A 15,788-nucleotide genomic window follows, 5' to 3' on the forward strand; every position below is an offset into this window, starting at 1 on the left:
AATCAGGTCTAAAATTAACTGTTGGCAGCGTTAGTATGCCCCATTTATAAAGGAGTTAGATAGTCATGACACAAAACACGAAGCTGCGTCCGATTACACCTGAGTTTGATCCTTGGGAAGCCTATATGGATGTTGACCAGTATGGAGACATGCAGCTGACAAACGTTGAATTCACAACGACGACACTGTGCAATATGAGATGCGAGCATTGCGCTGTAGGCTATACATTGCAGCCTAAAGACCCCAATGCTCTGCCAATAGATCTTCTGTTAAAACGGCTGGAAGAAATCCCGCGTCTGAGATCCATCAGCATTACAGGCGGAGAGCCAATGCTTTCGTTAAAATCAGTAAAGGAATATGTTGTTCCGTTATTGAAATACGCCCACGAACGGGGTGTGCGGACGCAGATCAATTCCAACCTGACGCTTGATATTGATCGATACGAATGGATCATACCGTATCTAGATGTCCTGCATATTTCTCATAACTGGGGTACAGTGGAGGATTTTGCCGAGATCGGTTTTGCGATGATGGACAGAAAACCGACCTTCGAACAGCGCGCGCGCTATTTTGAAAAAATGATCGAAAACAGCCGCACGTTAGTCGATGCCGGTGTAATGGTATCTGCGGAAACGATGCTAAACAAACGCACACTTCCGCATATCGAGCATATTCACCGCCAAATCACAGAAGATATGAAATGTCAGCGTCACGAAGTCCATCCGATGTATCCGAGCGATTTCGCAAGCGCTCTTGAATCTCTCAGCCTGAAAGAGATGAGACAGGCCATTCACCGCTTGCTGGATATTCGTGATGAAAATACGTGGATGCTGTTCGGAACACTTCCGTTTTATGCCTGCAGTCAGAACGAAGACGATCAAAAGCTGCTTCGCCGGCTTCGCGCGGCGAAAAACGTCACGGTGAGAAATGATCCTGACGGCCGTTCCCGCCTGAATGTGAACATTTTCGACGGAAACATTATCGTGACCGATTTCGGCGATACACCGCCGCTTGGCAATATTCAGACGGACAGCCTCCCTTCCGCCTATGAAAAATGGAGAGACACCAAGCTTGCGAAAGAGCTGAATTGCCACTGTCCGAATGTCCGATGCCTCGGGCCGAATGTTCTCGTCAAAAACAGTTATTATCAAGATACAGATTTCTCAAAACGTCAAGCCAGGAGTTAGATGCGGATGGAAGAAACACTCACGGAGATTTTTCAGAATAAAATCGTCGATATTCTCCTCGTCGCCGTTATCCTTTGGATCGGTGTCTTTATCATCAACCGGCTGGTACAGCTATTTTTTAAACGGACTGACTTTATCGAAGAAAGAAAAGAAAAAACAATTGAAAGCCTTATCCGTTCTGTCACCCAGTATACAGCGACGATTGGTTTTATCTTTTACGTTATTTCTTTATTTGTCCATGATTTCGGCAAAATATTAGCTGGAGCTGGCGTAGCCGGTATCGTCATCGGTTTTGGCGCCCAATCGCTGATTAAGGATGTGCTAGCGGGTGTGTTCTTAATTTATGAACGCCAGCTGCACAAAGGCGATTATGTCACCGTCAACAATTTGTTTAACGGGACTGTGGAGGAAATCGGCCTTCGCTCGCTGCAAATCCGGGAATGGAGCGGGAAGCTGCTCACCATCAGCAACGGCGAGGTCAGACAGATAGAGAACTATAATATCGATTTTATGCGGATTACCGAATCCTTTCTCATCAGCTTTAAAGAAGATCCAGACCGCGTGTACAGTGTGTTAGGGAAAGCATGTGACATTCTGAATGAAAAGCTTCGGGATTCATTGAAGCTGGATGAATTCGGCAATCCGACAGAACCGTTTCAAATCCATGGGATCACCGCATTGAATAAAATCAATCGCGGCGTCGAATTTACGGTAAAAGGCATGGTGAAAGATGACGATTATTTCAGCGCCAGCCTTGCTGTAAGACGGGTTCTCGTTCGCCAGCTGTACCAAAACAATGTGCAAATGCTTGAGGAAGCGGTCAGAATCGAAAGAACGCAATAAATAAAAAAACTGATTCCAAGTTGGAATCAGTTTTTTGTTTATCTTGGCTGCGAGGAAAGCTGAAAGCTAAATGTGACGTGGTCTTGTACCGGAATCCAGGCTCCGATTCCCTGTGACGTGACATTTTTCACGACAAGTTTTCGTTTATTCCCTTTCAACACTAAGTATACTTCTCCGTAAGTCACTTTTCCTTTTTCATTCACAGCAGGTGCATATGCATTTAGATAACCTAGTTTTTTAGGAGCGACTTTATAAATTTGATCCCGCTTTGTACCCGCTCCAACGACTGTATCAAATGCAAGCGGAAGGTTCGTTTTTTTCATCGCCTTCAGCATGATCATGCTTTTGACATCTTCCGCATTTGGAACCTTAGCTGTCAGGCCGCCCTTTACTTTGTATTGCTGTTCTTGGGCATAATGCATTTCAGCCGTTTCTTTCCCGCCGCGGTTATCTGCGCGGTTTGTGTTGATTTTTTTATATTCCCAGTTCGCAACTGTTTCATTTGATTCATAGCCGAGCGCCCATTTCCCGAGAAATATTGTTGCCCGGTAGCCGACCGCAAGCGGTGTGCCGGATATGTTGGATTCATTCAGCATTTTGATAAGGTGCGGGTTTTCAATCTTCACCTCAGAATGATCGAGTAATTCCTTTGCCAGCTTGCTCGGCTGAAGCATCGGCTGATCCTGTGAAGCATTCGGATACGTGTTTTCCTTCGAGATGCTTGCAACAGAATTAGGAACCTTAAACTGCTTTTTCGCGTGGATGGGCTGAACGTCGAAAAAACTAAAGAATAACAACACAATAAGTGTGGAATGAAATAGCTTTTTCATCATATCACTCTTTCTATGGCATTTTCCCTTAGTCTTTTCATCCCGCTTTGTTGTTATCCATCATTTTTTCAGGTTATAGAAGGAAAAAGCCGATCGCCATAATGACATAGGCGGCGAGCAGTGTCGCTCCTTCAAACCAGTTGGAATCGCCGTCATTCGAAATGGCGATCATCAAGAGAACGGCTGATACCATCGCAACGAGCTCCGGCAGTGTAAACACTAGCGGCATGCTTACTGGGAAAAAGATGGAACAGATGACGAGAACCGGCGCGACAAACATAGCAATCTGCAGCGTCGAGCCGACTGCGATTTCAACCGCAATATCCATTTTATTTTTATAGGCCATAATGATGGCTGACGCGTGCTCCGCGGCATTACCGACAATCGCAACGATGATGACACCAATAAACAGCTCGCTCCAGCCGAACTGTTCAGCCACCGAGTGGAATGTGTGCACCAGATTTTCCGATATGTATGCCACGGCAATCGTTGCCGCAAACAAGACAATCGTAGCAACCTTGCCTGACCATTCCGGCTCCTCTTCTTCCACATGCTGGGCGGCATTGTTCGGCTGATAAACACCGCGGTGTGTAACGAGTTTAAAGTACAGAGCAGCCACATACAACAGAATCAAAATGATGCTGATCCCGATGCTTAAATTAAGCTTGCTCACGTCACCCATACCAACGGAGAATACCTCCGGAATCACAAAAGCGACGATGATGGCAAAAATCAAAAGACCGGAATTATGGCGGGCATCATGGATATTAAATTCCTGCCGCTTAAATTTTAAACCGCCGACAAAAAACGATAGGCCCGCTACCAGCAGCAAGTTCCCCAGCACTGAACCGGTTAAAGAGGCAAGCACGATCCCGGTCAAGCCTTCCTTTAATGCAAAAATGGAAATGATCAGCTCAACCGCATTTCCGAAGGTGGCGTTCAACAACCCTCCGATCCGCGGCCCTGCGATGATGGACAGCGATTCTGTCGCCCTCCCCATATAGCTTGCAAGTGCGATAATCGTTACGCAATACACTGCAAAGAGAATGGCAGAAGGCCAATGCATGAAACTGCCGATCACAGAAAGCGGAATCCCAGCCGCTACTAAAATAAAAAAGATACGATTCATGGTGAAATGACTCCTTTTATATGACTTGTTTTATTTTTATTCTTCACAAAAATCATCATGATTACACGAGTTCAAATGTTTACCTGTGGTATAGGCTTTTTTCATGTTGCCTGCTTTTGGAAATCATTGTACGATCAACATAGATTCCACATAAGGAGAAAAACACGATGTCACGATTTCATTTCTTTATCCTTGTTTTGCTCGTTTCCATTTCCGGGTTTTCACAAGGCATGCTGCTGCCTGTCATCTCGATCATTTTTGAAACAAATGGGGAATCGGCCGCCATCAATGGCCTGCACGCGACCGGACTGTATATCGGCGTGCTTTTGGCCTCGCCATTTATGGAAGCGCCGCTCAGAAAGCTTGGATTCAAGCCGCTGATCGTCATTGGCGGGAGCATTGTGATTGTAAGCTTGTTCGGTTTTATTTGGCTTCAGTCGGTTTGGATCTGGTTCCTGCTTCGCTTGTTTATCGGAATTGGCGACCACATGCTTCACTTTTCTACGCAAACGTGGGTGACCTCCATGTCATCAAAACAAAATCGCGGAAGAAATTTGTCTATTTACGGGCTTTCCTTCGGCCTTGGCTTTGCCGCGGGCCCGTTCATGGTTCCGCTAGTCAAGCTGAGCCCGGCGCTGCCTTTTATTGTGTCCGGCTGCTTCAGTCTGTTTGCGTGGCTTTTTGTTTTCTTTCTACAAAATGCATACCCGGAAACCAGTCCTCACGAAACCAAATTAGACAATAGTTTCAAGCGGTTTTATCAAGCCATGCTGTTTGGATGGGTTGCCTTTATGCCTACATTTGGCTACGGCTTTCTGGAGACAGCACTAAACGGAAGCTTTCCGGTGTATGCGCTCCGTTTGGGGATATCTGTAGATGCAGTGGCACTGATTCTTCCCGCATTTGCGATTGGGAGCATAATCTTTCAGTTTCCGCTCGGCATCCTCAGCGATAAATACGGGCGGCGGAATGTGCTGCTTGTGATTTTGCTGACAGGGGCACTGTGCTTTTTCATCGCTGGTGTTTTCCCTTTGCCTTACGTCATCGGCTGCTGTTTTTTTATTGCGGGAATGGCAGTCGGATCAACCTTTACACTTGGCATCAGCTATATGACAGATCTGCTTCCGCCTCACCTGCTGCCGGCGGGTAACCTGCTTTGCGGCATTACATTCAGTCTCGGCAGCATCCTCGGCCCAATTGCCGGCGGCTGGTATATGCAGACATTTGAAAGCGCAAACTTGTTTTATTTCATTACCCTCACGCTAAGTGGTGTGTGGCTGGCCCTTGTGCTGGGCAAACCGAAAAGCTGGTCACCAGCCGAAACCTATTCTTCATCTTCCTAATCATCAAAAAGCCCCCTGACATGACGTCAGGAGGCTTTTGTGCTAATGGTAGCCGTTTTGTCCGTTGGCGCTTCCGCTTGTTTTATGGCTCGATTTGCTTTTCGAATTTTGTTTGTTATGGCTTCCGCCTTTTTTCGTATGCTTGGTCATCACGATAGCCCCCCGACTTCATTTTGAACCGAAGTTCCTTTATAGAGTGCGCTAATTGTAGGGATTTTCATCAGGAAGCTTTTTACGTTTATGTAAAAGAGCGTTGATTTCTCCCCCAAGGATAATTAAAATGCCGCTCAAGTAAAACCAAATCATCAGGACGATGATTCCCCCGATGCTTCCATATGTGGCACTATAGTTGGCAAATGTGCTGACGTAAAACGAAAACAGAGTGCTGACAACGATCCAGCCGATGGTCGCAAACACCGCACCCGGCATGACAAACCGAAGGGACAGTTTTTTGTTCGGTGCAATCACATACAGGGCGGAAAAAACGATCAGCAGCACGACCGGGCTGACACCCCAGCGAATTGCGGCCCAAATCGATAGAAACAGATCCGACGCGCCGACAAAGTCGGAAGCGAGCCTTCCAATCTCCCGGCCGAATACCGGCAGTAGCAAGGCCACTAAAATCGTAAATACCATGGCAATTGTCAGAAAAATTGAGGTTAGACGAACAATGATAAAAGAGCGGTTTTCCTCCACTTCATACGCGTGGTTTAATGATCGGACGATGGCGTTCATTCCATTAGACGCAGACCATAAAGCCGCGATAATCCCGAATGACAGCAAGCCGCCATTTCGATTATTTAAGGTTTGCTGGGTAATGGATTCAACGAGGGACATCGCGCTGTCTGGAGCATATTGTTTTACAACTCCCAGAACATCATTAGTAGAAATCGGAAGATACGCGGTGAGCGTCAGCATAAAAATCAAAAACGGAAACAACGACAATAGAAAGAAATACGCCAGTTCCGCTGATTTGCTTTGCCCTTCATGAAGGGTGTATCTGCTGAAAAGCTCTTTCAAAAAATTCATGTCGTCTCACCTCGCCTATTTATCATTTTTTTGAAAAATGCTCTTTCGTTTCTTGTACGAGCTCCATCACTTGCGGTGTAGCTTTCTTCAGCTCTTTCACCTGCTGATTCACAAAACCGACTTCATCTGACAGCGTTTGGGCCAGCTTCTTGGCCTCATCCATTTTTGTGATGACGGTGTTTTTCAACAGCTCCGGATTGCTTTTGTACAGTGAAAGTTTATGCTTGCATGTCAGCCATCTCATGCCGCATGCCTGTCTTGTCGGCTTATGGAGCAGTGATAACGCCGCACCTGCCGCAGCTCCGAGAAATATCCCTTTCAACATTAAACGTTCGTTGTTCATGCAAATTCTCCTTTCACTCACAATTGTTTTTCTTTTTGAATGGATGCAAGCAGATGCTCACAGCCCGATTTGATTAATTGGCAGACCTCTTCAAAGTTCCCTGTGTAGTAAGGATCGGGAACGTCAGCCAGATCTGAATCTTCAACATAGTCCAACAGCCTTTTGATATGCGACGTGTTCTTAAAGCCCGCCATGCTTCTGAGGCTCCCGATATTTTCTGCATCCATCGCAATGATGTAATCAAAATCGGCCAGATCCTGTTCGCTGACTTGCCGCGCCAGCATGCCCTCAAAGCTGATTCCTTCTTTCTGCAATATCTCCCGCGTTCCTTCATGGGGCGGATTGCCGATGTGCCAGCCGCCGATACCGGCTGAGTCCGTCTTGATTTTCCCCTCTAATCCTTTTTTGGCTGCCAAGTCCCGAAAAATCGCTTCTGCCATCGGAGACCGGCAAATGTTTCCTAAACAAACAAATAACACGCTGATCATATTGTGCAACCTCCCTATTCTTTGCCCATATTTCTTTAAAAAGAAACCTTCATGAATATCTTAGTAGGATGTTCATTTCCTTTTCAACTGATGTCTCCACTTTTTTGAAATCAACAGCAGCTATTAGAATAGGGTTTTTTTCTGATCGAATTCTGTTAAAATAAACATACCGAATATCGCGTAAAGAAAGGATGGAACCATTTGTCCAGCCCAAATACAGAAACATTAACTCAAATGATTGAAGAGATTTCCCAAAAACTGAACATGCTGAACGTCGGCGTGATTAAAGCGGAGGATTTCAGTGATGAAAAGATCGAAGACCTCACATACCTTCACAGCATGGTGATGAAAAAACAATCATTCAGCCCTAGTGAAATGCAGGCGATTGCTCAAGAACTAGCCTCACTTCGTAAATAAATGAGACTGGCCGAAAACTCGGCGAGTCTTTTTTATCATTGTCCCAAAACCAAATTTCCTTAAAACAGGCGTCATTCACTTTATTTTTGCAATCGGAAGATACAGGCTGCCAAACATGATACTGTGGCAGGGCGCCCTCGCTTTACGCTATTTGACCGGTAAAGAATGCCTGTGATGACAAAGTTCGAATAAGATTTGAAGGAGTACAAGCATGCAAACGACACCTATCAAAACAGCATCCGGAATGTATATCAACTACTTCTTTCTGGGGATGGTCAACATCATTCTCGCGTCCAATATGTCCTCATTAACGAAACAATGGAATACGGACCCAACCGGCATCAGTTATGTCATTGCCGCTATCGGCTTCGGCAAGCTGCTGACATACGGCATTTCTGGCGTTTTATCAGATAAAATCGGCAGAAAGCCGCTTGTGGTCGCCTCTGCTGGAATTATGGCCGTCTTTTTAGTCGGTATTCCTTTATCACCGAGCTATGAACTGGCGTTTGTGTTTGCCTTATTAGCCGGAGTCGCAAATTCAGCGATGGATGCTGGAACATATCCGGCACTAACCGAGCTCTTCCCGGCTGCTTCCGGCTCGGCGAATGTTCTGGTCAAAGCCTTTATGTCTGTCGGGGCCGCACTTTTGCCGCTTTTCATCACTTTTTTAGCAGACAACAGCCTGTTTTACGGTTTTGCTTTTTATCTGCCGGCAGCAGTCTATGCGCTGAATATCGTTTATCTATCAACGCTTTCGTTTCCTAAGAGACAGAAACCAACTAACAGCGGCCAACAAGAGTCTCCCGCTTTCTTGTCTGAACCCGTTTTTCAGAAAGAAGGCACCGCATTGATCATTATCGGTTTTACATCCACGGCATTATTTACGGTTTCTCAAATCTGGCTTCCGAGCTACGCGCAAAATGCAGCCGGTTTAGCTGAAGCAGCATCCGTGCAATTGCTGAGCTATTACAGCATAGGATCTCTGACATCCGTTTTACTATTAGCCGTTTTGCTGAACAGATGGGTAAAGCCCGTTATGATTACGCTCTTATATCCTGTTATTACTTTATGTACGCTTGCAGTCATGCTGACGGTTCATGTGCCGGTTGTGCTCGGCATCACCGCCTTTTTCTTAGGCTTTTCAACCGCGGGTGTGTTTCAAATTACCATTACATTAATGACAGAGCTTTTCTGGAAGCGAAAAGGAACCGTTACCGGAATTGTAGCCACCGCTTCAAGCATCGCGTCGATTGTGCTGCCGATTGCCACCGGGCTTATCGCAAAAGCGGGAGGCATCGCCCATATCTTTATGTTTGACTTCTGCATTGCCGTCATCGGCACAGCTGCAGCCGCCTTCTTGTATTACAGGTACAAGAAACTGACGGGTGCTCCGGCAGATGCTAGGCTGTAATCAACAAAAAACGGACGCTCCTAGGCGTCCGTTTTTCTTATTTCTCAAGCAATGCCAACGATTCACGATTAAACGCCGGAATATCATCCAGTGTGCGGCTTGTGACTAATTGATCCTGGCAAACGACCACTTCCTGGTCCACAACGTCGGCACCCGCGTTTTCCATATCTACGCGAATCGATGTATAGCCTGTCGCTTTTCGGCCATCGAGTGTTTTCGCATTAATTAAGAGCTGCGGGCCGTGGCAAATCGCGAATACCGGTTTCTTGTCAGTCATAAACGCTTTGGTAAACTGGACGAAACGGTCGTCAGCGCGAAGCTGGTCTGGTGAAAATCCTCCGGGAATCAAAAGCGCATCGAAGTCTGAAGGGTTGACGTCGTCAATGGACGCGTCAACTGTCACTTCCGCGTTCCCCTGCTTGCCTTTTACTGTTTTTCCTTTTTCATTTTCGATGACGGTCAGTTCATGCCCCGCTTCTTTAAATGCTTTCGCAGGTTCAGTGTACTCGCTGTCCTCAAAATAATCTGTTAAAACAACTGCAATTTTTTTCCCCATCATTCATAACCTCCCGCTTAATATGACTACATAAAACACTCTACCCCAGCCACACTAAAGTAAACATTCCGCAGATCTGAACAAACGATAAGCAAAAATACCCAGCATATGTCGTTTGATACTATTACATAATACTCATTTTTCTCCCTTTTACAATAATCATAAAGAAACACCTACAAATAGTTACAAAATATTCTTACAATAGTAGCTGTAACACAAATTTCGTTGAAAGGTGGAGAACTGGTGAGAATACAGAAAAGACGAACACACGTCGGTAACATTCTCCGTATTCTTTTGCCCCCAATTATGATATTTAGCCTAATCCTCCCAACACCACCCATTCATGCAGAAGAAAGCGCGGCTCCTCAGGTACAACTGAGTATTTTGGCCACGACTGATATTCATGCCAACATGATGGATTACGATTACTACAGCGACAAAGAGACAACGGATTTCGGGCTGGCAAGAACAGCACAGCTGATCCAAAAGCACCGCGAGCAAAACCCAAACACCCTGCTCGTTGATAACGGCGACTTGATTCAAGGGAATCCGCTGGGCGAATACGCGGTGAAATATGAAAAAGATGACATTATCTCCGGCGCGAAAACCCATCCCATCATCAGCGTCATGAATGCGCTGAAATACGATGCCGGCACACTGGGGAACCATGAATTCAACTATGGGCTCGACTTTCTAGATGGCACGATCAAAGGAGCCGATTTCCCGATTGTAAATGCCAACGTCAAAACAACAAGCGGTGAAAACCGTTATACGCCGTATGTCATAAAAGAAAAAGCCGTCACTGACGAAAACGGCAATGAGCAGAAAGTGAAGATTGGCTACATAGGCTTTGTCCCGCCGCAAATCATGACGTGGGACAAAAAGAATCTTGAGGGGCGGGTTCAGGTGCAGGATATCGTAGAATCCGCCAATGAAACGATCCCGAAAATGAAGGCGGAAGGCGCAGATGTCATCATTGCCCTCGCCCACTCCGGCATTGAAAAGCAGGCGCAATCGTCAGGAGCAGAAAACGCCGTGTTTGATCTTGCCACCAAAACGAAAGGCATTGACGCGATTATCTCGGGCCATCAGCACGGACTGTTTCCTTCCGCTGAGTATGCAGGTGTTTCTCAATTCGATGTTGAAAAAGGAACGATTAACGGCATTCCTGTCGTCATGCCGAGCAGCTGGGGCAAATACTTAGGCGTGATTGACCTTAAACTCGAAAAAACGGACGGATCATGGAAGGTGGCAGATTCCAAAGGCAGTATTGAATCGATTGCCGGCACTGTCACATCCCGAAACGAAACCGTTACAAACACCATTCAGCAAACACACCAAAATACATTGGAATATGTCCGAAAACCAGTCGGCAAAACAGAAGCCGATATTAATAGCTTCTTTGCACAGGTCAAGGATGACCCTTCCATTCAGATCGTGACTGACGCGCAAAAATGGTACGCCGAAAAGGAAATGAAGGATACCGAGTACAAGGACCTCCCAATTTTGTCGGCTGGAGCGCCGTTTAAAGCAGGCGGCAGAAACGGAGCCAATTACTATACAAACATTCCGGCCGGAGATCTTGCCATAAAAAATGTCGGTGACTTGTATCTATACGACAATACCGTTCAGATCGTCAAACTGACTGGAAGCGAGGTTAAGGACTGGCTTGAGATGTCAGCAGGCCAATTCAATGAGATTGATCCATCAAAAGGCGGCGATCAAGCCTTGCTGAATGACAATTTCCGCTCCTATAATTTTGATGTGATTGACGGTGTCACATATCAGGTCGATGTGACAAAACCGGCGAAATACGATGAGAGCGGAAAAGTGATCAACGCGAATTCATCCCGGATCATCAACCTTTCCTATGAAGGCAAACCAATCAGCCCGAACCAGGAATTTCTCGTCGTCACCAATAATTATCGTGGGTCCGGAGGCGGCGGTTTTCCACACCTGACGAGCGATAAGATTGTCCACGGCTCCGCGGTTGAAAACAGACAGGTGCTGATGGATTACATTATTGAACAAAAAACAGTCAATCCAAAAGCAGACAACAACTGGTCAATCGCGCCTGTTTCCGGCACGAATTTAACGTTTGAATCCTCGCTTTTGGCTAAGCCATTTGCCGATAAAGCAGACGATGTTGCTTATGTAGGCGAGTCGGCGAATGAAGGCTATGGAATGTACAAGCTGCAATTTGACGATGATTCAAACCCTGAGCCTCCTAAAGACGGACTGTGGGATTTGACTGTCATGCACACCAATGATACGCATGCTCACCTTGATGACGCAGCAAGACGAATGACGAAAATCAACGAAGTACGAAACGAAACAGACCACAATATTCTCCTTGATGCGGGAGATGTATTTTCCGGCGACCTGTATTTCACAAAATGGAACGGTTTAGCCGATTTGAAATTGATGAACATGATGGGCTATGACGCCATGACCTTCGGAAACCACGAGTTTGATAAAGGGCCGACAGTGCTTTCTGATTTTCTCAGCGGAAACAGCACAACCGTCGACCCGGCGAACCGCTATCACTTTGAAGCACCTGAATTTCCGTTCGTCAGCGCTAACGTAGATGTGTCAAATGAGCCTAAGCTGGCACCATATGTCAAAAAGCCGCAAACCTTTACGGCAGGTGAAAAGAAAGAGCCCGGCATCCACCCTTACATTCTGTTAGATGTTGACGGTGAGAAAGTCGCCGTATTCGGACTGACAACCGAAGATACTGCCACCACATCAAGCCCGGGCAAAAGCATCGTATTTCATGATGCTTTTGAAACAGCGCAAAACACTGTCAAAACGATTCAGGAAGAAGAAAAAGTAAACAAAATTATCGCTTTAACCCATATCGGGCATAACCGCGATCTTGAGCTGGCCAAAAAAGTAAAAGGCATTGACTTGATCATCGGCGGACACACCCATACCCTCGTTGACAAAATGGAGATCGTGAACAACGACGAAGAGCCGACGATTGTAGCGCAGGCAAAAGAATACGGCCAATACTTGGGACGTGTCGATGTCGTATTTGATGAAAACGGCGTTGTGCAAACAGACAAATCAAATCTGAACGTGCTGCCAATTGATGAACATACAGAAGAAAACGCAGAAGCAAAAAAAGAGCTTGATCAGTTCAAAAATGAATTAGAGGACGTTAAAAATGAAAAAGTCGGCTACACGGATGTGGCGCTTGACGGCCAGCGTGAGCATGTGCGAACGAAGGAAACGAACCTCGGAAACTTCATCGCGGACGGCATGCTTGCAAAAGCGAAAGAAGCAGCCGGCGCCAGAATCGCGATCACAAATGGCGGAGGCATCAGAGCCGGAATTGACAAAGGCGATATCACACTCGGCGAGGTGCTGAACGTGATGCCTTTCGGCAACACGCTTTATGTGGCAGATTTGACCGGAAAACAAATTAAAGAAGCTCTTGAACAAGGTTTAAGCAATGTGGAAAACGGAGGCGGCGCCTTCCCTCAGGTGGCCGGAATCCAGTATACGTTTACATTAAACAAGGAACCTGGACACCGTGTTCTTGAAGTCAAATTGGAATCGCGTGACGGAAAAACAGTTAATCTTGATCCTGACAATACCTACCGCGTGGCAACGAATAATTTTGTCGGCGCCGGAGGAGACGGATACTCTGTCTTTACGGAGGCATCCCATGGTGAAGACCTTGGCTACGTTGATTACGAGATTTTCACCGAACAGCTGAAAAAACTAGGAAACAAGGTGTCTCCTAAAATCGAAGGACGCATCAAGGAAATATTCCTGCCGACAAAGCAGAAGAACGGCAGTTGGACACTCGATGAAGACAAATTTGCGATTTATGCTAAAAATGCCAACACCCCGTTTGTCTATTATGAAACATCCGAAGGATCTCAAGAGAAACCTATCAATCTTAAAGTAAATAAAGATCAGATCAAACTTTTGAAAGAAAGAGAGTCAGATCCTTCATTGACGGTCTTCAACTACTGGTACAGCATGAAACTGCCAATGGCGAACCTCAAAACCGCAGACACTGCAATTGGAATCAAATCTACCGGTGAATTGGACGTGTCCATTGGAGATGTATATGACTTTACAGTAAAACAAAAAGGAAAAGAAATAAAATCATTTAAGGAGCCCGTTCAGCTTTCGCTTCGCATGTTTGATATTGAAGAAGCTCATAACCCTGCCATTTACCACGTCGACCGGAAAAAGAAAGCTTTCACAAAGACAGAAAACGGATCAGTTGACGATGATATCGTGACAGGATATACAAACCACTTCAGCGAATACACGATCCTAAATTCCGGTGAAAACAACAAACCGCCGGCATTTCCGTCCGATCAGCCGACAGGCGGTGATGACGGCAGCAATGGCGGAGGCTCCGACAAACCAGGCGGAAAACAGCCGACTGATGGAAACGGAGGAGGAAATGATACACCTCCTGGCACCGAACCGACAAACGGCTCTGGAGGAAACGGATCAGGTGGATCAGGAACGGACAGCCCTACCGGCGGCTTGCTTCCGGACACAGCTACATCCATGTACTCGATCCTCTTGGCCGGTTTTCTGATCAGCGCGCTCGGAACGGCATTGTACTTACATCAGAGAAGAAAACAGAATAAAGCGAATCAGGCATAAAAAAAAGCTGCTCGTTAAGCGAGCAGCTTTCTTTTTTAGACCCACTTCACAACATCTTCAACAGCAGATCTTGTTTTCGGACGAGGGTCTCGTACACGGTAGCCGAATGCCACCATCACAGAAATGTCGAAGCTTCCGTTTTCCAGAAGGCCTTCTTCTTCAAGAATGCGATGAATGTGATCATACTGGAAGCCTTCGATAGGGCAGGAATCAACGCCGATTTGCGCAGCGGCAGTCATCATGTTGCCAAGCGCAATATAGGTTTGTTTTGATGCCCAGTCAAACAATGTTCTGTCACTTTCAAGCAAATGCAAATCGTTTTTCTGGAACTCTTCCGTTTTGCTGAGATAGCCTTCATACACGTCCTGAGGCATTTGTTTTACTTCTTTTAAATGACGTTTGATGTAGTCCGCATCGTATTTGATATCCTTCGCAGTACGTGCAAGAATCAGAACGAAATGGCTTGCTGTCGGAAGCTGATTTTGCGCGCCCCAAGTATATTCGCGAAGCTTCTCGCGAAACTCCGGATTTTGGACGACGACAAACTTCCAAGGCTCAAGGCCGAGTGAGCTCGGAGACAGTCTTCCTGTTTCTAAAATAAATTCAAAATCACTGTCTGATACTTTTTTATTTGGGTCAAATTCCTTTGTCGCATGTCTGAAATGGTATGCATCTAGAATTTGTTTCTTTACATCTGCCATATTTTACACCTCTCCTTATGGTTACTCTCATCTCTATTGTAGCCATTATGATAAAAAGTAAAAGTACGCACATTTTTGTTGGATAGTATCAATTTTGATACCAAACAAAAAAAGCGCCCTGCCGCAGGCAGGCGCCTTCTCATTTTCCCCGCCGCGCAAAATCAACAAACCGGAATTTGTCGAGACGGTGTCTGCTTTCCGTATATTGAAACAGACTCGTATCTTCTAAAAAGACGTAGTTTCTCACCACGACCATATGGTCATAGCCGCGTAAATCGAGCAACTCCCTGTCCTCATCCGTACATGGCTCGGCAACAATTTCTTTTTGGGCATAACTGATCGAAAGACCCAGCTCTCCTTCAATATATTCATATATGGAGTTTTCACAAATTTCTTTCGTCAGGTGAGGCACATGCTTTCTGAAAAAGTAATCCTTGTCCAAAATCACATGTTCTCCGTCAATTTTTCTAGACCTGATGACTTCCCAGATGTCGTCATCCGGTTTAGCACGGAGCTGTTTTTGGATCAGCTCTGACGGAGGCTCCAGCCCGAATTTGTGTACAGTTGTTTTCGTTTCCTTGCCAAGCGTTTGCGCGAGCTCCTTGAAGCTGACAAGACCCGAGACGGGAAACTGCATTTTTTCACGGTTGAGAACAACAGAGCCCTTCCCTCTGATTTTCTGAATATAGCCGTTTTGCGCAAGCATGTGAAGCGCCTTTCGGACCGTTTCTCTTGATGTATCATACTGTGCGGCCAACTCATGTTCAGACGGAAGAATCCCCTCCGCTTTCCATCGGCCGCCTTCAATTTGCTGTGCAATGTCTTTATAGATTGTGATGAATTTATTCACCTTCATTATGGACCACCCAGCTT

14 protein-coding genes are annotated in these 15,788 nt (G+C 46.0%); 6 read left to right on the plus strand and 8 right to left on the minus strand.

The window, feature by feature from the left end:
- The first annotated feature begins 65 nt into the window (after window positions 1-65).
- Window positions 66-1,187: a radical SAM/CxCxxxxC motif protein YfkAB gene (yfkAB, locus tag AC4CV5_RS16100; protein WP_222143796.1), complete on the plus strand. Its 1,122-nt coding sequence runs from the start codon at window positions 66-68 to the stop codon at window positions 1,185-1,187.
- On the plus strand, window positions 1,188-2,030 hold the full coding sequence (mscC, locus tag AC4CV5_RS16105) for a mechanosensitive ion channel protein MscC (protein WP_490923251.1): 843 nt from the start codon (window positions 1,188-1,190) through the stop codon (window positions 2,028-2,030). It begins immediately after the preceding gene.
- Window positions 2,031-2,068: 38 nt separating this feature from the next.
- Here mscC and AC4CV5_RS16110 read toward each other — a convergent pair whose 3' ends face one another.
- Complete coding sequence (locus AC4CV5_RS16110; RefSeq protein WP_490923253.1) at window positions 2,069-2,863, minus strand: YfkD family protein; 795 nt, start codon at window positions 2,861-2,863, stop codon at window positions 2,069-2,071.
- 70 nt (window positions 2,864-2,933) lie between these two features.
- On the minus strand, window positions 2,934-3,989 hold the full coding sequence (cax, locus tag AC4CV5_RS16115) for a calcium/proton exchanger (protein ID WP_166853900.1): 1,056 nt from the start codon (window positions 3,987-3,989) through the stop codon (window positions 2,934-2,936).
- A 167-nt stretch (window positions 3,990-4,156) separates the two neighbouring features.
- On the opposite strand from cax, the gene AC4CV5_RS16120 reads away from it, so the two are divergent.
- Window positions 4,157-5,332 (plus strand): MFS transporter, encoded by a 1,176-nt coding sequence (locus AC4CV5_RS16120; protein WP_166853901.1) that lies wholly within the window; start codon window positions 4,157-4,159, stop codon window positions 5,330-5,332.
- A 201-nt stretch (window positions 5,333-5,533) separates the two neighbouring features.
- Here the strand turns inward: AC4CV5_RS16120 and AC4CV5_RS16125 are convergent, their stop codons facing one another.
- The 3 genes from AC4CV5_RS16125 to yfkJ are packed head-to-tail and all read right to left on the minus strand — an operon-like array spanning window position 5,534 to window position 7,192.
- Window positions 5,534-6,361 carry a YihY family inner membrane protein gene (locus tag AC4CV5_RS16125; protein WP_166853902.1) on the minus strand — a complete coding sequence of 276 codons (828 nt, stop codon included), beginning with the start codon at window positions 6,359-6,361 and terminating at the stop codon, window positions 5,534-5,536.
- Between the two features lie 22 nt (window positions 6,362-6,383).
- Window positions 6,384-6,704 carry a hypothetical protein gene (locus AC4CV5_RS16130; protein WP_166853903.1) on the minus strand — a complete coding sequence of 107 codons (321 nt, stop codon included), beginning with the start codon at window positions 6,702-6,704 and terminating at the stop codon, window positions 6,384-6,386.
- 17 nt (window positions 6,705-6,721) lie between these two features.
- Window positions 6,722-7,192, minus strand: coding sequence for a protein-tyrosine-phosphatase (gene yfkJ / locus AC4CV5_RS16135; protein ID WP_326222830.1), 471 nt, complete (start codon window positions 7,190-7,192; stop codon window positions 6,722-6,724).
- A gap of 201 nt (window positions 7,193-7,393) precedes the next feature.
- Here yfkJ and AC4CV5_RS16140 point away from each other — a divergent pair, with 201 nt between their 5' ends.
- Both AC4CV5_RS16140 and AC4CV5_RS16145 read left to right on the plus strand, forming a co-directional pair.
- Entirely contained in the window at window positions 7,394-7,609 is a 216-nt protein-coding gene (locus AC4CV5_RS16140) for a DUF1128 domain-containing protein (RefSeq protein ID WP_003223104.1), read from the plus strand.
- A 211-nt stretch (window positions 7,610-7,820) separates the two neighbouring features.
- Window positions 7,821-9,020, plus strand: coding sequence for an MFS transporter (locus AC4CV5_RS16145; protein ID WP_490923254.1), 1,200 nt, complete (start codon window positions 7,821-7,823; stop codon window positions 9,018-9,020).
- Between the two features lie 37 nt (window positions 9,021-9,057).
- Here AC4CV5_RS16145 and yfkM read toward each other — a convergent pair whose 3' ends face one another.
- Window positions 9,058-9,576: a general stress protein 18 gene (gene yfkM, locus AC4CV5_RS16150; protein ID WP_490923255.1), complete on the minus strand. Its 519-nt coding sequence runs from the start codon at window positions 9,574-9,576 to the stop codon at window positions 9,058-9,060.
- 243 nt (window positions 9,577-9,819) lie between these two features.
- Between yfkM and AC4CV5_RS16155 the strand changes: the two genes are divergently transcribed.
- A complete protein-coding gene (locus AC4CV5_RS16155) occupies window positions 9,820-14,214 on the plus strand; it encodes a multifunctional 2',3'-cyclic-nucleotide 2'-phosphodiesterase/3'-nucleotidase/5'-nucleotidase (protein ID WP_490923257.1) in 4,395 nt (1,464 codons plus the stop codon).
- 35 nt (window positions 14,215-14,249) lie between these two features.
- Here AC4CV5_RS16155 and AC4CV5_RS16160 read toward each other — a convergent pair whose 3' ends face one another.
- Both AC4CV5_RS16160 and treR read right to left on the minus strand, forming a co-directional pair.
- Window positions 14,250-14,915, minus strand: coding sequence for an NAD(P)H-dependent oxidoreductase (locus AC4CV5_RS16160; protein WP_222143793.1), 666 nt, complete (start codon window positions 14,913-14,915; stop codon window positions 14,250-14,252).
- Window positions 14,916-15,054: 139 nt separating this feature from the next.
- Window positions 15,055-15,771 (minus strand): trehalose operon repressor, encoded by a 717-nt coding sequence (gene treR / locus AC4CV5_RS16165; protein ID WP_166853908.1) that lies wholly within the window; start codon window positions 15,769-15,771, stop codon window positions 15,055-15,057.
- Between the last annotated feature and the right edge of the window lie 17 nt (window positions 15,772-15,788).

The organism is Bacillus sp. NS1 (genome assembly GCF_058248265.1).